We start from the raw sequence: 22012 nt of genomic DNA on the forward strand, positions 1-22012 counted from the left end.
ATTTCATGCAGGGTAAATCCCTTATGGATAGCGGCCGAACAGAAATACATTGAGGTATTTTTTTAATGTCTGGAGGCTGAGTCGATGACTTTCACTATTGAAAACGTCGACTGGATGAGCGCTAAAGACAAACTCACTCGACTGAGAGAAAAGGTATTTGTTTACGAGTGGCGGATCCCAAAAGATGTAGAATTTGACCGCCTGGATAACGAGGCGAATCACGTATTGTTATGTGATGATGCCGGGAGAGAGGTAGCAACGGCGAGGATTACTCCGCAAGGGGAAATCGGCCGGATAGCCGTTATCAGCAGTTACCGTAAACCTGAAGTTTACCAACAACTATTTTCCGCTCTTTTGGCCGTGGCCAAGCAACAGGGGCTGGAAACTGTCTCGGTGCAATGTGAATTGGAAGGTGTCAGTTACTACCAACAACAGGGATTCCGTCCAGTCGGAGCAGTTTATATGGACGCAGGCATAGCTCGTCAGAAGATGACCTGTTCCATAAACGCTTTCTCACTCCCCAAAGTGGAGTTTACTCACTAAGACGCCCCCGGTTTTGGGGGGCGGCCTTAGTGGCCTTTCTATCCAAGTTCAATGAAATCAGGCGTTGTTCTGCCACAGCCCTTCTTCTTGGGACATTTGATAAAGTCCTTGTGCTCTGCTTACCAACAGCTTGATAAAATCTTCCCGGGTTTTATCGCGCCCTTCAACTCTGGACAAGTTTTCTGCCTTTAATTGCCAATGCAGCGATGCGTAGCGCAATACTTCCCGGGCATCTTTTGCTACTGACAACGCAAACACATCGCTTGGCACATCACCACCGATGGCCCAGTACTTTTTGCCATCGCGGGCTTTTACTTTCCATACTGCCAATACGGGCGCCAAATAGCGACTTTCCTGAGTCACCACTTCTTCCACCAGGATCCCTTCTTCAGCCAGAAATTTGGTAGTTTTTTGGAATTGTTCCCTGACCCACTGTGTCAATTGTTCCTGGGTCAGGTTTACTTGTTTTGTCATTGTTTATTGTTCCTCGATTAAGGTTTTCAGGGCCTGCAGGGGATGGCGAGGTTTATATCCTTTAAACCGATCCACCTGACTACGACAGGAATAACCTGTCGCCAGCACCTGTTGCGGCAAAATGCCTTGTAATTTGGGTTGCCAACTGAGTTCGAAAAGCCCTTTTGAATGCTCTGCATGGCTGTGTTCGTGGCCATAGGTTCCGGCCATCCCGCAGCAGCCAACAGAGGGCGTTTCAAGGGATAGTCCCATCGCAGCAAAAATGTCTTGCCATTGCTTCTGGCTGTTGGGCAGAGCAGTTTTCTCTGTACAGTGGCCAAATAGTGCAAAAGAAGGCTGTTTCTTACCCGATAATGTGGGCAATGTCACCTTTTGCAACCATTCATGCACCAGTAGCACGTGAAAATCACCACGCTCTTTACCTAAAGCTTTGTTGTATTCATCGCGGTAGCACAGCACCAAAGAGGGATCGACCCCAACCAACGGAATATCCATAGCAGCCAGTAGGTTAAAAAACTGTGCTGCATCCTTTGCCGTCTGTGCAAACTTATCTAAAAAGCCTTTCACATGCTGTGGTTTACCATTGGGCTTAAATGGCAGCACCATTGGTTGGTAGCCCAATAGCTTGATCAGTTGAACCAAATCCGCCACTACCTTAGCTTCATAAAAGCTGGTGAAGGGATCTTGCACAATCAGCACAGTATTCTCTCGGGCTTTCTTGTCCAACGCCTGCAGACTGGCAAGATCAAATGCCAGGGCTGATTTATCTTCAATCAGCTCAGGTAAGGTCGGTACCGACAGCTTCGGGGCATCCACATAGCCCACCCAGTGTTTAAGGGCGGCTGTTACCGGCGGTAAAGACATGGCCGCATTCACAAACCTCGGGGCTTTTGCCAAAAGCGGCGCCATTTTTTCCACATTAGCCACTAAATGATCTTTAAATGGTCTGGCGTAGCGCTGGTAATAAATATTTAGAAATCGCGCGCGGAAACTGGGTACATCCACGTTTACCGGACATTGACTGGCACAAGCCTTACACGCCAAACACCCATCCATGGCATCCATGACTTGGTGAGAGAAGTCATCCGTGTTGGACCTGCTAAGACTGTTTCGCCACTTCGCCAGCCAGCTTGCGCCTGAAGCCTTTTCCAAGTCGTTCACATCAATGTTTTGCTGACTCAGTAAACGCAGCCATTCACGCATAAGACCGGCCCGTCCTTTGGGACTGTGACGACGATCTCCGGTGATCTTGCTGGAAGGACACATTGGAGAAGTGGCATCGTAGTTAAAGCACAACCCGTTTCCGTTACAACTCATGGCGGGCTCGAAAGCATCGCGCACCGCTACCGGAATTTGCCTGTCGTAATAACCGCGCTTAGTGTCCCCTACCCTGACCAGCGATTCGTCGCTTTCATAAGGTGTACAGATTTTGCCAGGGTTCATCTTATTGTGAGGATCGAAGGCGGCCTTAATCTTACGCAGTTCGGTAAACAGTTCGTCCCCAAAAAAGGCCGGACCATATTCACTGCGATAGCCTTTTCCGTGCTCCCCCCACATCAAGCCACCATATTTAGCTACCAGGGCCACCACATCATCGGAGATTTCCTGCATCAGGCTCTCTTGTTCCGGATCGCACAGATCCAATGCAGGTCTTACATGCAGTACACCGGCATCCACATGACCGAACATGCCGTAGTGCAAACCCTTGGCGTCCAGCAATGCACGAAACTCCATGATGAAGTCGGCAAGCTTTTCTGGTGGCACGGCGGTGTCTTCAGCGAAGGCTACCGGCTTTTTGCTACCTTTGGTTTTACCGAGCAAGCCGACCGCCTTTTTACGCATCGCATAAATACGGTTGATGGCACCGGTATCGAAGGTCAACTGATAACCAATAACCCCTGACCTGCCGTCCTTAATGGCACTGTCCAACAGGTGCTTCAGCGCCTCGATTTTATCGTCCATATCCTCTGGCGCTTCGGCGTTATATTCCACCATGTTCAGCCCCTGCATATCCTTGCCGGGTACATCCTCGATCAGTTCTTTTACCGAATGCCAAACAATATCTTCACGGGCAAGATTCAGTACCTTGCTATCCACGGTTTCCACTGAGGTGGCTCTGGCGGCCACCATAGCCGGTGCATGGCGAAGGGCTGATTCAAATGAATCGTATTTGACGTTAATCAGGGCCTTGAATTTGGCAATAGGGGTAACATTAAGCTTGGCTTCGGCCACAAAGGCCAGCGAGCCTTCAGAGCCGGTGATCACGCGGCCAAGATCGAACTGCTGCATATCCTCAGAAAAGACATGCTCCATATCATAGCCGGTCAGAAAGCGATTCAAACGGGGAAATTTAGCCAGGATCTGCTCGCGTTTTTGTTCACAGCTATCCAGCACCTGCTTAATCACCCGGCCCACCGGGGACTGTTCATCAGCCATGGTCCTGGCCTGGTCTAAGGCCATTGGGGCAGTATCCAACAAGGAGCCATCGGCCAGCACGGAACGCAGGGCAAGCACATGATCACTGGTCTTGCCGTAGACCAAAGAACCTTGCCCTGAAGCATCAGTATTGATCATGCCGCCAATGGTGGCGCGATTACTGGTGGACAGATCAGGCGAAAAGAAAAAGCCATGGGGGCGCAGAAAATCATTTAGTTGGTCTTTGATCACGCCGGCCTGCACCCGCACCCAACGTTCCTCAGCGTTAAATTCGAGGATCGCACGCATGTGTTGGGAAAGATCGACAATAATACCATCCGTCAGAGACTGTCCATTGGTGCCGGTACCGCCACCGCGTGCAGAAAAACGCACTACAGGATGCAGCTCTGCTAAACGGCCAATCAATTGCAAGTCGTCGAGATGCTTGGGAAGTAACACAGCCTGAGGCAGTTTCTGATAGACTGAGTTATCGGTCGCCACGGCCAATCTACTGGCATAACTGGTCTCAATATCTCCCTCAAAACCTTCCTGGCGAAGGGCATCGAGGTAATCTAAATATGGCTTTTGCAAACTGGCTTTTGGATCGACTAAAGGTAACATCTACGGCAGCGACTGATTTTGCGTGGCCGTAGTATACAGGGCACCCGTCAGTGATCCCAGCTTGGCCTGACATGACTGGTAACATCTATCCACTTTTTCCCGCGAGCATCAGTCACTAGACTGCTAAGAGGTATGAGGAGGAAAGTATGATCAAAAGCCTCAGAATCACTGCAGGCGCGGCGCTTCTCCTGTTTGGCGCTATTTTCTTTGTGTTACCAGGAACGGTTTTATTCCTATTGGCAGGTTTACTGCTGCTGAGTATGGAATTGCCGCAGGCAAGAGCCCTGCTCAGACGTTGTCAGAAAAGTATGGATAAGGGCGCACGACATCTGGACAGATTGCTGCTAAGCCGCAAGCTCCGTCGTTGAACTACTATTGGGCAGAAAAGCACCTTTTAAACCCACCGAGGTAAAAAGCCCTTGCGCGTAAAACGGCACATGGATATGATACGCGCCGTTTCCAATTGAGCCGCCAGGCTCAGTTTAGTTGGAACTGGCAAACAATACGTGCGTCCGTAGCTCAGTTGGTTAGAGCACCACCTTGACATGGTGGGGGTCGGTAGTTCGAGTCTACTCGGACGCACCAAACGTCCTCTAAAGTCCCAAATTACCTTTATCAAACTGGTGTCTGCACGACTGAGGTCTATCACCTGGTCTTATGGTCTGCCATCTGCCCGCATTCTGGTGGCAGAAGAATTCAAACTCCGAACACTTGAGAACCATTGTTTGTCCTTAAGGCAATTTCAGGACTTGTTCTTCCCCATTGGCGAGTTTCAAGGCAATGTATTACCCTCTTGAAAACATTGAATTTATGGAATTGCTCTGGTCAACTTCATGACATTAAAAATGCATCTGGCCCTAGCCCTTCCTCTGATTGTCATTACGCTATTTTTGGCCAGTTGCAAAGCTATGGCAGAAAGCACAATGAAGTTGGTTGTGGTTGTCAACCACAGCAATCCTATCGATGAGCTGGACCAAAAGCAGGTGATGGACCTCTATATGGGTCGATACACCAGCTTTCCTAACAGTATGCCGGCCACTCCCATTGACTATCCGAGTAACTCCGCTGTGAAGCAGCAGTTTTATAAAATGCTGGTCAATAAAGACGAGAAAAAAATACGCGCCTACTGGTCACGCCTGCTATTTTCTGGTCGCGCTAAGCCGCCAATGGAAGCTGAGTCTGGGGAGAATATTCCCACCTTACTGGCCGATAATAATGCTGCTCTGGCTTATGTTCCCGTCGACCAAGTAACATCGGAGATGAAAATTGTTTTTCAATTCAATCCCTAAGATTAAAACTGACGGCGTGATCCTTGCCAGCCTGCTATCTGTAGGAGCATGTTTAACGACGAATGCCAAAGCGCAGGAGGTCTCCTTTAGTGGATTTGCCACTATAGGGGCAACACTCATCGAGCATGACGAACTAAGTTACAGGAGCTCATTGTTAAATCAGACCAGGGACGGGGTGTCATGGCGTAGTGATTCTGTCATTGGCGGACAGGTTAATATTACTTTCAGCGAGCAGTGGGATGCCGTAGGACAAGTGGTGGTGCAGGACAGAGCAGATCGGCGACTGGATAACTACATTGAAAAAGCCTTTGTACGCTATCGCCCTGCACGCTCTTGGGCAATGCGGGGCGGACGCTTGGACAGTAACTTTTACATGTTGTCAGATTACCGCCCCGCAGGCTATGCCTACACTTGGGCTCGCCCACCCTTGGATTTTTACTCAGCCGTGGCAGTGGCTGCCGTCACCGACGGTGCAGATCTGCAATACACGACCGACTGGCAGGAAGGTGTTGTAAAATTGGGGGTGTTATACGGAAATTCCGCAGCACATCTGGCCAGCGAAGACGGCACTAAAACAAATTTTGATTTTGCCAATCTATTGTCTTTTACCCTTGAATATCAACGCCATAACTGGCAATTCAAGGCGACATCTGCCAGCGCCACGCTGAAAAATTTCGAATATGCCGATTTTAATGAATTTGTCAGCCAGATCCGAGCAGTACCTGCAGTATTGTGGCCACAGGCACAAAATGTGGCAGACTACCTCGACCCAGCGGGTGATAAAGCCGAATTTGCTGCCATTGGGGTAAAATTCGATGACAGCCAATGGCAAATCCAAAGTGAGTTGGCCAGTTTCAAGGCTAATTGGCAGAACTTACCCGATGCCAAGTTTGGCTATTTATCTATCGGCTACTACCTCGATGATGTGCTTCCCTATTTCCTAGTCTCGGCCCATCGCCCGGACAACAAGTATACCGCAATCACTGCGCCGGCCCTGCCCCCAGGAGTGCCAGCTAACATTGTCCAATCGATTCAATTGTTAGCGCATACAACGGAGGATGCAGCCGCTAATTCATTTATTGATCAAAACTCGGTTAGCCTTGGAATACGTTGGGATTTTGCCGATGCTTGGGCACTGAAAGCACAGTTTGATCATATTCGCATGCAAGCCCCCGGCTCTGCGTTATTTGGCAATAATTCACTTGATTTGAAGATCAAACCTAAGCCATTGAACGTTCTACACTTAGGCCTAAGTACCGTGTTCTAAGAGGCAGTGAGTTGCATGGCTAAATTAAGTCAGAAGCTGTATGTTCGAGTTGCTATCGCCATTGCCTTGGTTACTATCTCTATTTCTGTGATTACCGCTCCCGCCATTTACTGGTTTAGTCTTAGCAAGCAACGCCAGGTGAATACTGTTATTGTCGACCAGTTGGCTGCCAGCGCTGAAAAAACCTCTGCCATTGCCGCCTATCTTAAAGATGAAGAACTAGCGCAGGAAATTATCAACGGATTGGTCAGCAATAATTTGGTCAGCGGTGCCGGTATTACCATCACCAATGCCGGCACCATTGAATCCGGACAGCATCAAACAGCCTCGCACGCCATCACTGTTCCTTTAACCCATCCTTTTATGAATGAGGAGGTTGTCGGAACGTTGCGGGTTTCGCCTAACGATTCATTTATCCAGGCACAGGCACGCAATATTGCCATGCAAAATGTGGGAAGCTTATTGCTACTTAGCTTTATCACAGCATCTTGTGTTGCTTTATTCGTACACCGCCGTCTGACCAGCCCCCTGCGTAAACTGACCAACAGTTTTAGCCATGTAGAAGCAAACCAGTTTGAAACCATGGAATCTATCGATATTGGCTATAGAAAGCCTGACGAAATTGGTATTTTGATAGGTGGCATCAACGCCCTGACTACGACACTAAAGCAACATTTACTAACAGAGAGAGCATTAAGGGAACGCACCGAAGCCCTTGAACGCCGTTTTCGTCTTATTTTTGAGCAGGCCAGTGCCGGCATCGGCTTACTCAGTGCAGACAACCGCTTACAAACGATCAATCCGGCACTTAAAGCCCTTTTTGAGAACATCCAGGAAGGCGATTACTTCGCACCGCTTTTTGTCGATGTGAAACAGGTAGAGGACACACTTGAGCAAATGCGAACGCAGGATCCTTTCGCGCAAACATCACTGGATCTCGAATATACTTACGCCGGTGAGACCCGATGGTTACACTGCCTGTTCGCCAAGGTTACCGAACAACGTCTAAACCAACGGCCTGAACAAGGCTCCCTTATCGAAGTCATTGCCTATGATATTACCGAGCGTAAAAGACGCGAGAGAGAAACTCGCTTTGAAGCTGATCATGACTCACTTACCCATCTTCGTAATCGTCGCTCCGGAGAGCGTGCGCTGAAGCAATTGTTGTCCAGCGCACTGAAACGCAGGCAACGCTTCGTATTGATGATGATCGACTTGGATAAATTCAAACCAGTAAATGACACCTATGGCCACGATGTGGGCGATGCCGTACTGACAATCGTCAGTCAACGTATCAAACAGTTTTTCGATGACCAGCAAGATGTCTGCATCCGCTGGGGTGGTGATGAGTTTGTGGCGGGTACCGTCACATCAGCCACAGACCAGGAAGCCTTGCGAGAACTCGCTAAGCAGTTGCTTGACGCCTTAAAGACGCCCATTGTGGTAAGCTCAAGTATCACTTGTCAGATTGGTGGCAGTATTGGCATTGTCATCGCGCCTGAACATGGGGACACCCTCGAAGCACTGATTGCCCTTGCCGATGAAACCATGTACCAAGTGAAACAGCGTGGGCGCAATCAATTCATCATCGCGGCGCAAACACTCAATGTGTAGCGCAAGACGCCTGGTATAAGGGCGTGCAAATCATTCGCAATCTTTTAGAACACGTCTATTAACGGCTTTTTGTATTGAGCCTGGCTAGGGCAGTAATCTATTTAGCTACTGCCCAATTACCAGAACGGATTATGCCGACTTTGAGCGAATTAAATCAGCAGACTTTGGTTAGCCAACCGTGGTTATCGGCAGCTTGTCCCCACTGAATTTGATTCAGTGCCTGACGCAGGGCATTAGTGGTTTCACCGCCCTGCCCTGAGCCCACCTGATGCTCTTTGCCATCATGAATCAGAGTTCCAACAGGCGTTAACACAGCAGCAGTACCAGAAAGCGCGGCTTCACATCCGGGCTTGGCGGCACGCTCCAGCAACTCATCCACGGTCAGCTGTCGCTCAGACACCTTCATACCGCGATCACGGGCCAAGGTCAGGATGGAATCACGAGTCACACCATGCAGGAAGCTGGCATCCAGCGCTTTGGTAATGATTTCGTTGCCATCGATAAGCAAAAAGTTTGCTGCGCCAGTTTCCTGCACATCACCATTGGGACAAAACAGAACCTGATCGGCTTTAACCGCAGCACGGGCTTTCATAATAGGTTGCAACGCGCTGGCATAATTGCCGCCACTTTTCACCATTCCCATATGTGGTGCACAGCGGGCGTTGTCTTCCAATAATAAACGCAAAGGTTTGGCGCCACCGGCAAAATAATCGCCCACAGGGGAAAGCAGAACATACAGCAGAGAACGTAAACTCGGTGCAGCCGCTTTGCCGATAGAGGCTTCCGTACCGATATGGGTGGGGCGGATATACATAGAGCCCGGAGGATTGGGCACATCGGCAGCGAAGCGGCGCACCATTTCGATGATCATGTCAGACAACATGGCTGTGTCGATTTTCGGTAGCGATAACAATTCGCTGCTTTGCGCCATACGGGCAACGTTTTTATCCATGCGAAACACATGAATGCTGCCATCGGCATGACGAAAGGCTTTCAATCCCTCAAAACAGGTGCTGGAGTAATGCAACACATGGGCGCCAGGATGAAGCACGATGCTGTCAGAAGCGACCAGTTCCGGCTTGCTCCAACTGTTATTTTCGAAACGGGAGATCATCATCTCCGGGCTAAAGACGGTGCCAAATGCCGACATATCTCTTGATTCTCCTAACAAGGTTCCATTTGAAAATTGGATTGTACCAAATTGACGCAATCTGACTTCTGTTTATTCATCTTTTCAAAAAAACAACAAATCAATTGCAGTCGACTGGGACTCACAAGCTTCGGATATGCATTAGGGGGTTAAATATGGGGTCAGTTAAATATGGGGTCAAATATGGGGTCAGGTCTTGAAATGTGCAGAATCTCTGCACATTTCAAGACCTGACCCCAGTTGATTAAAGCTTGCCGACCAAAGTCAGCATGGCATTCATTGGCGCCCCTACCGTTGCCTGATGCGTGGAATGTGCATTGGGGAAATACACTTCATCGAAGAGATTTTCGATATTCAGCTGCACGCGCAAGTTATCCGACAGATCATAATATGCTGACGCATCAACTCTTGTGTAGCTGGGTAACACAGCGGTATTGCTACTGTTGATAAAGCTTTCATCCTGATAGGTCGCACCGATTCCAACACCAAACAGGTCCGTCAGTTTATAAGAGGTCCAGATTGAAAAGGTATTCTCAGGTAATTCGCTGGGTGTTCGGCCGGTCGGTCCAGTGCGGGTGACTATCTCACCATCCAGGTAGCTGTAGTTGGCAGAAATGGACCAGTCTCGGGTGAGCTGACCGTTAAGTTGCAGCTCAAAACCGGAAATTTCAGAGTCAATTACATCGAGCGTTGCAGGATCGTTGTCTGCCACCTGAGGTGAACTTTGCTGATTTTCAAAGATTGCCGCGGTAAAACTCAGGCCATGGGCAAAATCCCATTTAAGGCCAATCTCCTGATTGCTGTAGGTATCCGGGTCAAGCTTATCGTTATTACCGTTAATGTCGGTGTACTGTTCACCACTTCGCGGCAGGAAAGACTCGCTGTAACTGGCGTACAAGGAGATATTTTCCTGGGGCTTGTAGACAAGACCGGCCCGAGGAGAAATTTCCTGGTCAGTACGGCTGCGGGTCTCCAGCACATCTGGCATTGCGTTGAATACGCTGATATCAAACTGATCAAAACGGGCACCCAGCACAAGATCCAATTTGTCGGAAAGTGCAATTTCATCCTGCAGATAGAAAGAAAACACGTCCAAATCCACACGGGTATCGTCATTTAAATCGGAAAACGCCGCTGTTACCCTGTTTCCTGAGGCATTGGTTCCGGCCAGCCCACGCAAACTCAGCGGCCGCTGAGCCACAAATAATTCGGTATCATCCATGGTCGAATCAAATACTGGATTAAAGCGGTTCTGGTCCGAATCGGTCTGGATAAACTCCGTTCCCATAATCAGGGTATGACCAATATTACCGGTTTCAAACTCTGCAACCAGGTTGCCTGAGAGAATAAGGCTGTCCCGAACAGTTGAATCGATATAGCCGTCCAGTTCAACAATATTGGTGCTCTGGTCGTAATCACTGGCATAGAAGTTTGCATAGACCTTATCGTAGTCACCGTATTGGGCGCTGAAATTACCCTTGATATGGTCTGTGAACTGGTGGGTCAAAGCGGCGCGCAGCACATGCGCTTCCAATTCATGGTAGTTATTTTCTGGATCAGCAAACACAACATCTTTCAGGGCTTCAACCGGTCGACCATCTTCTCCCGTAGGAATACCACGATCGATAAAACGCTCGTGATTGATGTACTCATAGGACAAATCGAAGGTGGTTTGCGGGCTGAGTTCCCATCTGACAGTGGGGTTAAAGCCATAGCGATCGCCGTCATAAAAATCACGATGGTTCTGCACATGCTCATACATGGCGTTAATGCGCACGGCTGCGTTGTCGCTGGCAGTAAAGTTGGTGTCGATTTCTACACTGCCGCCGGCAAAAGAATTCAAGGATGTCTTATAGTCGATAAAATGGTCGCCAATCCGGGCTTTCTTGGTTACCCGGTTCAGAATACCGCCTGTGCCACCACGCCCAAACAACAATGCATTGGGCCCACGCAGGATCTCAACTTGCTCAATGTTATATAGCGCGCGGTAATACTGCACATCGTCACGATTGCCATCGATATAAAAGTCAGCGGTGGAACGCACGCCCCGGAAAACCACGGCATCACGGTGCCCTTCACCTTGCGTGGTATTCACACCCGGCGTGTAGTCAATGATCTCACCGATGCTGGTGATCCCCCGCTCTATCATCTGCTCGGCGGTGATAATGGATAAGCTTTGTGGCACATCGATAATAGGTGTCGGGGTTTTGATGGAATTGGATTCATTGATGGACAGATACTGGCCATGCACAACCAATCTCTCCATGGCATCAGCGCTGCTGATTGCAGTCAGATTTCCCAAGACAAGCGCCGTTGCGATCCTTGTTAGAGTAAAATTCAAGACCTACCTCACTGGGGATAACATGGCTTTGCACCAAGAAAAACTAAGATACGGCTGAGCTCTTTGGCAAAGCAACTTAATGAATAGCAGGTATATTACGAATCATTCTCATTTCTGCAAGACTTTTTTACTTAACACCAGACCGGCAGTGAAGTTTTGATAAAAAAATGCCGCTTAAAAAAGCGGCATCTCAATCTTAACAGCGGCGCCTGCTTTTGCGCTTACAACGCCTTTAATATGGCATCCACGCTGGCCTTGGCATCACCAAACAGCATGCTGGTGTTCTCCTTGAAGAACAGCGGATTTTGCACCCCGGCATAGCCGCTGGCCATACTGCGCTTAAACACCACCACATTACGCGCTTTCCACACTTCCAGTACCGGCATCCCAGCAAGCGGGCTCGAAGGGTTTTCAGCCGCGGCGGGGTTAACCGTATCGTTGGCGCCAATCACCAGCACGGTGTCGGTATCGGGGAAATCATCGTTGATCTCTTCCATCCCCAGCACAATGTCATAAGGCACTTTGGCCTCGGCCAGGAGCACGTTCATATGTCCTGGCAGCCGCCCCGCTACAGGATGGATACCAAAACGCACATTGATGCCCTGAGCACGCAATTTTTGGGTGATCTCAAACACCGGATGCTGAGCCTGCGCCACTGCCATGCCATAGCCAGGTGTGATCACCACCGACTTAGAGCCCAGCAGCATTTCAGCCACACCCTCGGCACTGATTTCCACCGGATCGCCATATTCCTCGCCATCACCCATATCCACCGCGTCATTGCCAAAACCACCGGCAATCACACTAATAAACGAACGGTTCATGGCTTTACACATGATGTAGGAGAGAATGGCACCGGACGAGCCCACCAAGGCGCCGGTGATAATAAGCAGGTCGTTGGCCAGCATAAAACCAGCCGCGGCCGCCGCCCAACCCGAATAGCTGTTCAGCATGGAGATCACCACCGGCATATCGGCGCCGCCAATACTGGCAACCAGATGCCAGCCAAACAACAGGGCAATCACCGTCATCACCAGCAAACTGGCCATCTCGCCGCCCTGATTGACGAAGTAGACCATCAATACAAAGGAGACAATCCCCGCCAGCAGATTGAGTTTATGGCGATGGGGCAGCATCAGCGCTTTAGAACTGAATGTCCCGCGCAATTTGCCAAAGGCGACCACTGAGCCGGTAAAGGTCACCGCACCGATAAACACCCCCAGGAAAATTTCGGTGAGATGGATATTCAACACCACGCCGGTCAGTGGCGGGTGATCCAGATAGCTGTTAAAGCCCACCAATACCGCCGCCAGGCCCACAAAGCTGTGCAAAATGGCCACCAACTCCGGCATTTCGGTCATTTCTACCTTCAATGCCACCCGCACGCCAATCAACGCCCCGATGGCCATGGCACCCAAAATTACCCAAACAGCCGTAACTTCCGGACGCATTAAGGTGGCTACCAGAGCGATGGCCATCCCCAGGACACCAAACAGGTTGCCGCGTTTAGCACTCTCCTGCTTGCTAAGACCGGCCAAACTTAAAATAAACAACAGGGCCGCCAATAAGTAAGCGGCAGTTAATACACCTTGATTCATTTCTGCCTCTCCTACTTACGAAACATCTTGAGCATACGCTGGGTGACCACAAAGCCCCCGAAGATATTGATACTGGCCACCAAAGTGGCAAGGGCGGCCAGACCCATTACCAATGGATTGTCGCTGCTGATCTGTAACAGCGCACCAACCAAAATGATGCCACTGATGGCATTGGTGACGCTCATTAGCGGCGTGTGCAACGCGTGGGTCACGCTCCAGACCACGTGGTAGCCGACAATGCAGGCCAGTACAAAAACCGAGAAATGCGACAAGAAGTCGGCCGGCGCCACACTGGCCAGCCACAAAAAGGCTATGGCCACCAGCGCCCAAAGGCCATACTTGATGCCTGTGGGCATAGGCTTCTTCTTGGGCTTTTCCTCCACCGGCTTGACCACTTGCGGCTTAGGCGCGGCACTGACTTTCACCGGCGGTGGTGGCCAGGTGATCTCGCCCTCTTTTACCACCGTCACGCCACGGACAATTACATCTTCAAAATCGAGATTGATCTGACCGTCTTTGTTCTTACATAACAGCTTGAGCAAGTTGACCAGATTGTTGGCAAACAGCAGGCTGGATTGGCCCGGTAGTCGCGAGGGAAAATCCACATACCCCAGCACAGTCACACCATGCACTTCAATGGCATCACCAGGTACGGTGAGTTCGCAGTTGCCGCCGGCAGGCGCGGCCAAATCCACAATCACACTGCCGGGTTTCATGGCTTTGACCATCTCTTCAGTAATCAGCTTAGGAGCTGGTTTACCGGGAATGGAGGCGGTGGAGATAATGATATCCACCTCTTTGGCCTGGGCCATAAAAAGCGCCATTTCGGCGTCAATAAAGGCCTGGCTCATTTCTTTGGCATAGCCATCCCCTACCCCTGCTTCTTCTTCTAATTCCACTTCGAGGAAGTCGGCCCCCATACTGGTAATCTGCTCTTTTACCTCGGGACGGGTATCAAAGGCCCTGACCACCGCGCCTAAGCTGCCCGCTGTGCCGATAGCAGCAAGGCCTGCTACCCCGGCGCCAATCACCAGGATCTTGGCCGGCGGCACTTTACCGGCGGCGGTGATCTGTCCGGAGAAGATACGGCCAAATCTGTGCGTGGCTTCCACCACCGCGCGATAGCCGACTATGCTGGCCATTGAGCTTAAGGCATCCATGGATTGTGCGCGGGAAATACGCGGCACGCAGTCCATGGCTAAGGCCGTCACGCCTTTTTCGGCCAGGCGTTTGACTAACTCCTGATTGACCGCAGGCCATAAAAAGCCAATTAAGATGGCGCCAGATTTAAGCTTATCCACCTCATTCTCCATTGGTTCGTTAACCTTGAGAATGATGTCCGATTGCCACACCTCATCTTGTTCACCGATAGCTGCACCGGCGGCTTCATAAGCTTTGTCATGGAAACTGGACAGGCCGCCCGCCTGGTGCTCTACCAGCACCTCAAAGCCCAGCTTGATCAGCTCCTTGACCGAGTCCGGCGTTGCCGCCACCCGTTTTTCATGAGGCTTATGCTCTTTGGGGATACCTATCCGCATCTGTCTTCCTCTTGTTATCGTTATCCGCGTCGGAACTACTCACTCCGCGCGTTTGTTGTAGGGTTGCACACGATTATTTTTCGTACGCAATGGCTACAATAATTTGATTTGCAAGGGAAAAACAAGATGGAAATTGCTTATATGATATACAAAAACCGCAGCATCTTTGCCTAGTGAACCTCGCCATGTACCTCAAAGGTGGTAAAGATGCTGGTCTGTAAGCTTTGACTCCAATATTCAGCCGGCCATCCCCCTTTTTGTTTAAGAGCTGCCACAAAAGCCTGTTTCTCATCAAAATGCTGCCACACCGAGGGCAAAAACACCGCATGTCGGCGAGCATCGGCCAATATCAAACCATGGGAGCCGGGGGTAAGTTGTGCAAGTAGTTCCTGTTCATCCTTAACGACTAGTTCCTTAGGGGGTGATAGAACTGACAGGGTAAAACGAATAGCGGCTAACTCTTCAGCGGTCAGCGGTGCAAAACGCCTGTCAGAAAATGCACTGTGATAGGCATAATCGGCGGTTTGCTTCCATAGTGGCGCGCGCGCTTCACAGGTACCAATACAGCCCTTCAGGGCTTGCTGATGATAGAGAGTGACAAAGACCGCGGCCGGCTTGCATAAGGTTTCACTCCATTGCCAATTGGGAATAAGCAGCGCCCCCTTATGAGCACCATACTTAAGCACATGACACACCAAGTCGCGCAGGGTTTGTTGATCCGGTTCTTGCAATAACAGGGGCATGATTAGGCGCTCTCTGTTGCCATGCTTCTTTGAGCATAGCAGCAGAGCACCCAACTACCCTTTGGCAAACGCGATGGGTTTTACCAAATGACTTATATCGCGCTTTTCAGCCAACATAAGAAACTCTTCGCCTAATCGGTTGGTTTCACTAAGTACCTTGCTCCAATATGCAATGCGTGCATCGGCCGCCATGGTTTCAAAATCTTTGCGATCGGGAATTTTGCGATGGGGTAAACCCGCCACAAAAGATTGGGAAGGCACCAACATCAGTACATTGTCGTAACTGGATAATGCTGGACGTCGGAACCGCAGGCTCTTATCAAACCAACCCGGCGCAGGACGAGCAAAGAAATGCGGATAGAGTACTAAGCCCCCAGTTGATCCTTCGGTAACGCCTTCGGCAGAACCTTCGGCTAAACCAAATGACAAGTCAAAGTGGTAGTCGATAATACCGCCGTCTCGGTACATGCCTTTGGGCGCGCCGGGGATATTACGCACCCCTTCCAGCACCATGGGGATCGATCCTGATGCCATCAACGCCAGTTTAAGGTTAGCGCTGGATAAGTCAGCAAAGCGGCTGGGCAAACCATGAGGGTCGTCGATTTCAAGCTGTGCACCGGGGGTAGAAAACACAAAGCGTTCAAAGAATCTGCCTAACCGTGCACGCTTTGAAAAATTAGCGCTGGCGCTTGCCAACAAACCCGCGAGTTGCAGCGGTCGGCTTTCGAAGCGGGTTAATCCTTTGCAGCGGGCCACAATAAAATGGGCTTTGAATACAGGATTATTCAAGATTTCCGTTACACCCTGCTCACCCAAAACGTAGTCGAGCAGTTCCCGCCCTTTGTCGCTTATCTCAGATGCGGTGGGTTTGGCGGAGTAAACGGTATGAGAATAACGTTCGGCCAAACGATTGATAGCAGCCAGTGGATCGGTTTGAGCAATACAAGCAAAACGAAAGGCGCCGGCGGAGGAGCCAATGCAATGTAGCGGCTTTGTTCGGTTGGCAAAGAAATGCGGTGCCAGAACCCGATCAAGCCCAGCCAACACAAACCATTTCGGTCCGCCCGATGCGCCAAGCAGATAATCAAAGGCATCAGCCGTCAAGCCATGCTCACGTAGATGGGTCAGCGCCTTAGGGCCAGCATAAAGCTCTAATGCAGCCATGGATGCTCCGTCTTTGAAAAGGCGCCATCATAGCCTAAAAAATGGGTTTGGTAATAAAGCCCTAGGGTTGATACAACGCGCAAACGGCGCCGGCCGGATCTTCAATCACCACGTAACGGCTGTCACCAAAGTGCTTCACCGGGGTTAAACACTTTCCGCCAGCCTTATTGACCTCTTCCATGGATTTATCCAAATCCGCCACAGAAAAGTAAATCAGCCACTGTGCAGGCAATTCAGCATTGCCGCCTTGTGCGTGACAAATCCCAGCTTGGTCCTGGCCGGTGTCAGGGCACTGCATACTGAAATCCTGATAGCCCCCCATATCCACCGGCTTTACCTGCCATCCCACCACCGACTGGTAAAAATCACGCACCGATTCGGCATCTTTCACCGTTAAATCATGCCAAAGAGCTTGTCCCAACGACGGCTTATTGCTGTGTGTCATTTTACTATTTCTCCAAATTTGCCCACAGGCTGACTAACAAACAACCAGCCATGATCAATAAATTGGCACTGACTGACTAGTATATAACCACTGTAGAATTTATGGTCAGCGATATTTTATTATTTATTTTCAATGCTTTAAGTGGATTATAAAGAGAACTCAACAAGGTTATCCACAGATATCGTGGATAACCTTCCCCTTGCGTCGCAATCAGCACTTACGCACAATGAGCTATCTCTTTACAAGGAGTTGCCATGGCCAAACAAACCCTCGCCATATTGCCCGATACCTTTACTATCCATAGCCTGCCGGTGGATACGCCGATCCCTGCACAGATCCTGGGGGCATCCATCTATTTCATCGGTAAAACCCGCGAGGAGTTGTCGGTGGTCGTCGCTGACAGCATTGAAATTGACTCTGATGAGTCCGATCCCGGTTGGCGGGTATTGGAAGTGTTGGGGCCTCTGCAACTGTCCATGGTTGGGATCATGGCCAGAATCGGTTCGGTGCTGGCGAATGCCAAAGTCAGTATCTTTGTGGTATCCACCTTTGAAACAGATTATTTTTTGGTCAAAGAGTATGACCTATTCAGGGCCAAAGAGGCGCTGATTAAGGACGGCTATAAGGTGGTCCATGGCTAAAGCAGCCGCAGCCCAAAGCGCTCCAGAAAAGCCCGTGGCGACTGCCAAACGCTGCATACGTTTACCCGTGCCCTGCCCTATCAGCGGCACGGTGATGGCGCTGGAAGATGTGCCAGTAGCGATTTTCCGTCATGGTTTAATGGGTAAAGGGGTGGCCATCGACCCCAGTGGCTACCGCATGCTGGCACCTTTTGATGGTCAAGTACGAGCCATCAGCAGCGCCAATGAGCAATGGCGTATTCGCAGCACTCAAGGCCTGGAACTGACAATCCAGTTGGGAATGGAGGCCCATAGGTTAATGGGCGAAGGCTTCAAGTTGAAGGTCAAAGTGGGACATCAGTTTAAAAAAGGCGATACCTTGCTGGAATTTGATCCCAGATTACTCAAAGAGCGCGCCACCAGTGCCCTTTGTTTTGTGGTGACCACTCAAACTGCCAAACTTTCCCAAGTTGAAGCTCACTGCCATGCTATGCTGGCTGGTGACGAGCCCTGTATGACCCTGCATTTCGGCTAGCCAACTGAGGTAGCCCCGCCCTTTAACTTTAGCCATGAGTTGATTAAGCTTAGCGGTCCTGAATACAGACAGCAGCAGTACCATGATCACCCTTTACGGCATCAAAAATTGCGACACCATTAAGAAAGCCCGCCAGTGGCTTGAATCTCAAGATATCGATTATCAGTTTCACGACTACCGTCAACAGGGACTGGAAAAAGCCTGGTTTGAAAATGTTTGTCAAAAAGTGGGCTGGGAAACCCTGCTTAATACCCGCGGCACCACGTTTCGTCAGTTGGATGAAACTCAAAAAGCCGATTTAAATGAGCAAAAAGCCATTGCACTGATGTTAGCCCATCCAGCAATGATCAAGCGTCCGCTGCTTGTTAATGGCGATACATATCAGGTGGGATTTAAACCCCAGCAATACGAGCAACTGTTCCATGGAAACTGAAGTATTGCGCCTGACCAAGGCGCTCATTGAAAAGGCATCAATTACCCCTGAAGACATGGGCTGCCAAACTCTGATGGCCGAATACCTTCGCCCCTTGGGTTTTCATATTGAGATGATGGCCTTTGAAGATACCCTTAATATGTGGGCCAGGAAGGGTAAAGAAGGACCGCTGCTGTGCTTTGCCGGACATACCGATGTAGTGCCACCGGGACCACTGGATAAATGGCATTCACCGCCTTTCAAAGCCACCGAAAAAGGCGGTTATCTGTTTGGGCGCGGCGCCGCCGATATGAAAGGCAGCCTGGCTGCCATGTTGGTGGCGGTCAAAGCCTTTGTGGAAAAGCATACCAACCATCAAGGCAGTATCGCTTTTTTGATCACCAGCGATGAGGAAGGCCCGTTTATTAACGGTACCACCCGAGTGATCGATACTCTGGAAGCTCGTAACGAAAAAATCACCTGGTGCGTGGTGGGCGAGCCTTCCAGCACCGAACAACTGGGCGATGTGGTCAAAAATGGCCGACGCGGCTCACTGACTGGTCATCTTTATGTAAAAGGCATTCAGGGCCATGTGGCCTACCCCCACTTAGCCAAAAATCCAATTCATCTGGCCGCCCCGGCGCTAGCGGAACTCGCTGCGACCGAATGGGACAGAGGCAATGCCTCTTTTCCCCCCACCAGTTTTCAGGTTTCTAATATCAATGGCGGCACTGGTGCCGGTAATGTGATCCCCGGTGAACTTGCCGTGCAATTTAACTTTCGCTTTTCCACCGAAGTCACTGACCAAGGGTTGATTGAGCGGGTCACGGCCACCTTAGATCGTCATGGCCTGGATTATGATCTGTCCTGGACCTTTAATGGTCAGCCGTTTTTGACCGACAGTGGCGAACTGGTCGCCGCCACCACCGCTGCCATTAAGGAAGTCTGCGGCTATGACACTCAGCTTTCCACCGCCGGCGGCACCTCTGATGGCCGTTTTATTGCTCCCACCGGCGCACAGGTGGTAGAACTAGGACCGGTCAACGCCAGTATCCATAAGATCAATGAGCATGTACGCATTGCCGATTTGGAAAAACTGGCCGCCACCTATGAGGCCATTATGGAGAAGCTGCTTTGCTGAGCCTGGCCCAAATAACCGGGCAGGACAACAGTCATCTGGTGGCGTTGGATCAGGGCCATCAATTGCTTCCCCAGGTGGCAACGGATTTTGTCTCTATGCAGCAGGCGGCGCGAGAAGATGGTGTTGATCTGACACTGGCCAGCAGTTTTCGCAGTTTTTCGCGACAGCTGACCATTTGGAATGACAAGTGGCATGGTCGTCGCCCGGTGCTGGATATCCATGAAAAGCAAGTGGATATTCACGCTTTACAGGACAAAGACAAGTGCTTTGCCATCTTGACCTTTTCGGCCCTGCCCGGTGCCAGCCGCCATCACTTTGGCAGCGATATGGATGTGTATGACATGGCGGCTGTCTCCGCCAGTGGACAACCACTGCAATTGCTGGAAAGTGAATATAGTGAAGGCGGACCTTGCCATTCACTTTCCTGCTGGTTGGAAAAACACAGCGCATCCTTTGGTTTCTTCCGCCCCTATGCTCGGTATCAAGGCGGCGTGGCCGCAGAGCCCTGGCATATTAGCCATCAACAACAGGCAGACGTTATCATGCAACAACTTAGCACAGATGCTTTGCGAGGCGTGTTGGCACAAACAGATATAGCAGGAAAAGCCAGCATCCTTGAACACCTGGACGAGATTTACCGGCGTTTTATCCTAAACCGTGGAGCAAACTGATGAGCTGGGTTATATGGCTAGTGATTATTGGCATTTTTGGGGTGATTATCGGTAATCTGTTACTGCTGCGGGATACCGCCAAGCAGAAGCTGCCGTCGTTACCCAAGCATCCACCGGGTGAGAAGAAATCGGGCAATAACGAAAATTGGGATAAAGACGACGACTGGCCGAAACGATAAACAAATGGACGTCTCTTTGTCGCAGCTATGTTGATTGATTGTGGCACCGTACTTCGTCGGCTTGTTTAATCTCCAGCAACATGCGCTTGTGGAATTGGTTATCGCTTACCTGTGCACAAGTGCCCTTCACAACACCAGCCTCCTTGAACTTAATCTGATATTGATAGACGCCTTCTGCCTGCTTGAGTGAATAGTGAAGCGTGTTACGTTGTCCAGGCTCGATTGAACCAAAATTCAGTCCACTACTTGGAAGTTCAACCCTCACCTCTTCGATCGCAAAGGTAGAGCTATTTTCGACAGTAACACTTGGCAGTATAAAAGCACTGCCGTAATAGGCTGTGAGTGCAAGAATGGCCAGCGCCAGGGCGAATTTGTAAATGTATTTTATCAACACTCTCGGCTTACCAGTTTTTTATAGTGGAGCAATTGATTTGCGCTGTTTTTTTGGGGGGCAACAACCAGGATTCGTCAGCCCAGTAACAATGGCGCATCTATAGGCATAAACTCTGTGGCCGCTTTGATTAGGGAGGAAGCGGTTAATTCCGGTACGCCATATACCTCTACCCGCTTACCCTTATCCACGCGAAGTTTATCTACAAGCAAATCAAAATCACCGTCTCCGGATACCAGCACCACCGTATCGGCCTGTTCAGAATATTCTAAGGCGTCGATGGTGATCCCTACATCCCAATCCCCTTTAGCCGAGCCGTCGGCGCGTTGGATAAAGGGCTTTAGTTTCACCTCAAAACCAATGGCTCTTAAGATATTCTGAAACTCCTGCTGCTTTTTATCACCTCGGTCGATGGCATAAGCGAAGGCCTTCACCACTTCTCTCCCGGCTGTGGCCTGTCGCCAAAACTGGTTGTAATCAAAGTGTCGCTGATAGATTTGCCGGGTGGTGTAATAGACGTTTTGAACGTCAACCAATAGCACGACTTTATTCATAGGATCCTATTAAGCGGGAGAGGTTTATCGGTGTAGCCCATCAATATGATTAACCGGCACGAATCGTATAAGCGTCAGACCTCATCACCCAAAGTAACCGAAATAGCGCAAAGCCACCTGGGATGGAATGCAGCAATATAGCCGGATACTCGCGCACCGTTTTGAGTTTAGGCAGGAAAAAGTATGATCTGCACCAGTAAAAGTGGACACCGGTTAAGCTGCTAGTTTTTTCTCATAGTTTTCCGGGCTCAGGTAGCCCAGAGCACTGTGCCTTCTTTGCCGGTTGTAATCAACTTCAATGTACTCG

General features: G+C 50.1%; 23 protein-coding genes and 1 tRNA gene. 12 read left to right on the forward strand and 12 right to left on the reverse strand.

The window, feature by feature from the left end; translation table 11 throughout:
- Positions 1-84: 84 nt before the first annotated feature.
- Complete coding sequence (locus tag P2G88_RS05635) at positions 85-543, forward strand: GNAT family N-acetyltransferase (RefSeq protein ID WP_275794769.1); 459 nt, start codon at positions 85-87, stop codon at positions 541-543.
- A gap of 57 nt (positions 544-600) precedes the next feature.
- Here P2G88_RS05635 and P2G88_RS05640 read toward each other — a convergent pair whose 3' ends face one another.
- Both P2G88_RS05640 and P2G88_RS05645 read right to left on the reverse strand, forming a co-directional pair.
- On the reverse strand, positions 601-1017 hold the full coding sequence (locus P2G88_RS05640; protein ID WP_275794770.1) for a DUF4826 family protein: 417 nt from the start codon (positions 1015-1017) through the stop codon (positions 601-603).
- 3 nt (positions 1018-1020) lie between these two features.
- Positions 1021-4053, reverse strand: a complete 3033-nt coding sequence (locus tag P2G88_RS05645; protein WP_275794771.1) for an FAD-binding and (Fe-S)-binding domain-containing protein — start codon at positions 4051-4053, stop codon at positions 1021-1023.
- Between the two features lie 146 nt (positions 4054-4199).
- On the opposite strand from P2G88_RS05645, the gene P2G88_RS05650 reads away from it, so the two are divergent.
- From P2G88_RS05650 to P2G88_RS05670, 5 genes are all read left to right on the forward strand, one after another.
- Positions 4200-4421, forward strand: a complete 222-nt coding sequence (locus P2G88_RS05650) for a PGPGW domain-containing protein (RefSeq protein ID WP_275794772.1) — start codon at positions 4200-4202, stop codon at positions 4419-4421.
- A gap of 140 nt (positions 4422-4561) precedes the next feature.
- Positions 4562-4638: transfer RNA gene (locus P2G88_RS05655), tRNA-Val, on the forward strand.
- A gap of 338 nt (positions 4639-4976) precedes the next feature.
- A complete protein-coding gene (locus P2G88_RS05660; RefSeq protein ID WP_275794773.1) occupies positions 4977-5342 on the forward strand; it encodes a hypothetical protein in 366 nt (121 codons plus the stop codon).
- 151 nt (positions 5343-5493) lie between these two features.
- Positions 5494-6609 (forward strand): hypothetical protein, encoded by a 1116-nt coding sequence (locus P2G88_RS05665; protein WP_275794774.1) that lies wholly within the window; start codon positions 5494-5496, stop codon positions 6607-6609.
- A gap of 15 nt (positions 6610-6624) precedes the next feature.
- Entirely contained in the window at positions 6625-8223 is a 1599-nt protein-coding gene (locus P2G88_RS05670; protein ID WP_275794775.1) for a diguanylate cyclase, read from the forward strand.
- A 154-nt stretch (positions 8224-8377) separates the two neighbouring features.
- Here P2G88_RS05670 and P2G88_RS05675 read toward each other — a convergent pair whose 3' ends face one another.
- The 7 genes from P2G88_RS05675 to P2G88_RS05705 form a co-directional block, all read right to left on the reverse strand.
- Complete coding sequence (locus P2G88_RS05675) at positions 8378-9373, reverse strand: branched-chain amino acid aminotransferase (RefSeq protein ID WP_275794776.1); 996 nt, start codon at positions 9371-9373, stop codon at positions 8378-8380.
- 244 nt (positions 9374-9617) lie between these two features.
- Positions 9618-11675, reverse strand: a complete 2058-nt coding sequence (locus P2G88_RS05680) for a TonB-dependent siderophore receptor (RefSeq protein WP_275794778.1) — start codon at positions 11673-11675, stop codon at positions 9618-9620.
- A 260-nt stretch (positions 11676-11935) separates the two neighbouring features.
- A complete protein-coding gene (gene pntB / locus P2G88_RS05685) occupies positions 11936-13312 on the reverse strand; it encodes a Re/Si-specific NAD(P)(+) transhydrogenase subunit beta (RefSeq protein ID WP_275794779.1) in 1377 nt (458 codons plus the stop codon).
- A gap of 11 nt (positions 13313-13323) precedes the next feature.
- On the reverse strand, positions 13324-14850 hold the full coding sequence (locus tag P2G88_RS05690; RefSeq protein WP_275794780.1) for a Re/Si-specific NAD(P)(+) transhydrogenase subunit alpha: 1527 nt from the start codon (positions 14848-14850) through the stop codon (positions 13324-13326).
- 170 nt (positions 14851-15020) lie between these two features.
- Positions 15021-15593, reverse strand: coding sequence for an AmmeMemoRadiSam system protein A (amrA, locus tag P2G88_RS05695; RefSeq protein ID WP_275794781.1), 573 nt, complete (start codon positions 15591-15593; stop codon positions 15021-15023).
- 54 nt (positions 15594-15647) lie between these two features.
- Positions 15648-16757 (reverse strand): patatin-like phospholipase family protein, encoded by a 1110-nt coding sequence (locus P2G88_RS05700; RefSeq protein WP_275794782.1) that lies wholly within the window; start codon positions 16755-16757, stop codon positions 15648-15650.
- A gap of 61 nt (positions 16758-16818) precedes the next feature.
- Positions 16819-17202: a VOC family protein gene (locus tag P2G88_RS05705; RefSeq protein WP_275794783.1), complete on the reverse strand. Its 384-nt coding sequence runs from the start codon at positions 17200-17202 to the stop codon at positions 16819-16821.
- A 254-nt stretch (positions 17203-17456) separates the two neighbouring features.
- On the opposite strand from P2G88_RS05705, the gene P2G88_RS05710 reads away from it, so the two are divergent.
- From P2G88_RS05710 to P2G88_RS05735, 6 genes are all read left to right on the forward strand, one after another.
- Positions 17457-17843: an ACT domain-containing protein gene (locus tag P2G88_RS05710; RefSeq protein ID WP_275794784.1), complete on the forward strand. Its 387-nt coding sequence runs from the start codon at positions 17457-17459 to the stop codon at positions 17841-17843.
- On the forward strand, positions 17836-18357 hold the full coding sequence (locus P2G88_RS05715) for a glucose PTS transporter subunit IIA (protein ID WP_275794785.1): 522 nt from the start codon (positions 17836-17838) through the stop codon (positions 18355-18357). Before P2G88_RS05710 ends, P2G88_RS05715 begins: the two co-directional genes overlap by 8 nt.
- A gap of 82 nt (positions 18358-18439) precedes the next feature.
- The gene (locus P2G88_RS05720) at positions 18440-18790 is read left to right on the forward strand and encodes an ArsC family reductase (RefSeq protein ID WP_275794786.1); all 351 of its coding nucleotides are present in this window, start codon (positions 18440-18442) and stop codon (positions 18788-18790) included.
- Positions 18780-19910, forward strand: a complete 1131-nt coding sequence (dapE, locus tag P2G88_RS05725; RefSeq protein ID WP_275794788.1) for a succinyl-diaminopimelate desuccinylase — start codon at positions 18780-18782, stop codon at positions 19908-19910. Before P2G88_RS05720 ends, dapE begins: the two co-directional genes overlap by 11 nt.
- The gene (locus tag P2G88_RS05730; RefSeq protein WP_275794789.1) at positions 19904-20581 is read left to right on the forward strand and encodes a M15 family metallopeptidase; all 678 of its coding nucleotides are present in this window, start codon (positions 19904-19906) and stop codon (positions 20579-20581) included. The genes dapE and P2G88_RS05730 overlap by 7 nt, the downstream gene beginning before the upstream one ends.
- Entirely contained in the window at positions 20581-20760 is a 180-nt protein-coding gene (locus tag P2G88_RS05735; RefSeq protein ID WP_275794790.1) for a DUF2897 family protein, read from the forward strand. Before P2G88_RS05730 ends, P2G88_RS05735 begins: the two co-directional genes overlap by 1 nt.
- A 25-nt stretch (positions 20761-20785) precedes the next feature.
- Here P2G88_RS05735 and P2G88_RS05740 read toward each other — a convergent pair whose 3' ends face one another.
- The 3 genes from P2G88_RS05740 to P2G88_RS05750 all read right to left on the reverse strand — a co-directional run.
- Complete coding sequence (locus P2G88_RS05740; RefSeq protein WP_275794791.1) at positions 20786-21151, reverse strand: hypothetical protein; 366 nt, start codon at positions 21149-21151, stop codon at positions 20786-20788.
- 77 nt (positions 21152-21228) lie between these two features.
- Positions 21229-21705, reverse strand: a complete 477-nt coding sequence (locus P2G88_RS05745; protein WP_275794792.1) for an NYN domain-containing protein — start codon at positions 21703-21705, stop codon at positions 21229-21231.
- 213 nt (positions 21706-21918) lie between these two features.
- The coding region (locus P2G88_RS05750; protein ID WP_275793917.1) for an IS3 family transposase at positions 21919-22012 on the reverse strand (94 nt) is incomplete at its 5' end.

The organism is Aliiglaciecola sp. CAU 1673 (assembly GCF_029223185.1).
GTDB lineage: Bacteria > Pseudomonadota > Gammaproteobacteria > Enterobacterales > Alteromonadaceae > Bowmanella.

Bases quoted from the DNA above. Each gene is read 5' to 3' on its own strand.
- P2G88_RS05690 (WP_275794780.1), bottom strand. From the start codon at position 14,850: ATGCGGATAGGTATCCCCAAAGAGCATAAGCCTCATGAAAAACGGGTG.
- P2G88_RS05705 (WP_275794783.1), bottom strand. From the start codon at position 17,202: ATGACACACAGCAATAAGCCGTCGTTGGGACAAGCTCTTTGGCATGAT.
- P2G88_RS05640 (WP_275794770.1), bottom strand. From the start codon at position 1,017: ATGACAAAACAAGTAAACCTGACCCAGGAACAATTGACACAGTGGGTC.
- P2G88_RS05720 (WP_275794786.1), top strand. From the start codon at position 18,440: ATGATCACCCTTTACGGCATCAAAAATTGCGACACCATTAAGAAAGCC.
- P2G88_RS05675 (WP_275794776.1), bottom strand. From the start codon at position 9,373: ATGTCGGCATTTGGCACCGTCTTTAGCCCGGAGATGATGATCTCCCGT.
- dapE (WP_275794788.1), top strand. From the start codon at position 18,780: ATGGAAACTGAAGTATTGCGCCTGACCAAGGCGCTCATTGAAAAGGCA.
- P2G88_RS05735 (WP_275794790.1), top strand. From the start codon at position 20,581: ATGAGCTGGGTTATATGGCTAGTGATTATTGGCATTTTTGGGGTGATT.
- P2G88_RS05670 (WP_275794775.1), top strand. From the start codon at position 6,625: ATGGCTAAATTAAGTCAGAAGCTGTATGTTCGAGTTGCTATCGCCATT.
- P2G88_RS05660 (WP_275794773.1), top strand. From the start codon at position 4,977: ATGAAGTTGGTTGTGGTTGTCAACCACAGCAATCCTATCGATGAGCTG.
- P2G88_RS05650 (WP_275794772.1), top strand. From the start codon at position 4,200: ATGATCAAAAGCCTCAGAATCACTGCAGGCGCGGCGCTTCTCCTGTTT.
- P2G88_RS05700 (WP_275794782.1), bottom strand. From the start codon at position 16,757: ATGGCTGCATTAGAGCTTTATGCTGGCCCTAAGGCGCTGACCCATCTA.
- amrA (WP_275794781.1), bottom strand. From the start codon at position 15,593: ATGCCCCTGTTATTGCAAGAACCGGATCAACAAACCCTGCGCGACTTG.
- P2G88_RS05645 (WP_275794771.1), bottom strand. From the start codon at position 4,053: ATGTTACCTTTAGTCGATCCAAAAGCCAGTTTGCAAAAGCCATATTTA.
- P2G88_RS05710 (WP_275794784.1), top strand. From the start codon at position 17,457: ATGGCCAAACAAACCCTCGCCATATTGCCCGATACCTTTACTATCCAT.
- pntB (WP_275794779.1), bottom strand. From the start codon at position 13,312: ATGAATCAAGGTGTATTAACTGCCGCTTACTTATTGGCGGCCCTGTTG.
- P2G88_RS05635 (WP_275794769.1), top strand. From the start codon at position 85: ATGACTTTCACTATTGAAAACGTCGACTGGATGAGCGCTAAAGACAAA.
- P2G88_RS05715 (WP_275794785.1), top strand. From the start codon at position 17,836: ATGGCTAAAGCAGCCGCAGCCCAAAGCGCTCCAGAAAAGCCCGTGGCG.
- P2G88_RS05745 (WP_275794792.1), bottom strand. From the start codon at position 21,705: ATGAATAAAGTCGTGCTATTGGTTGACGTTCAAAACGTCTATTACACC.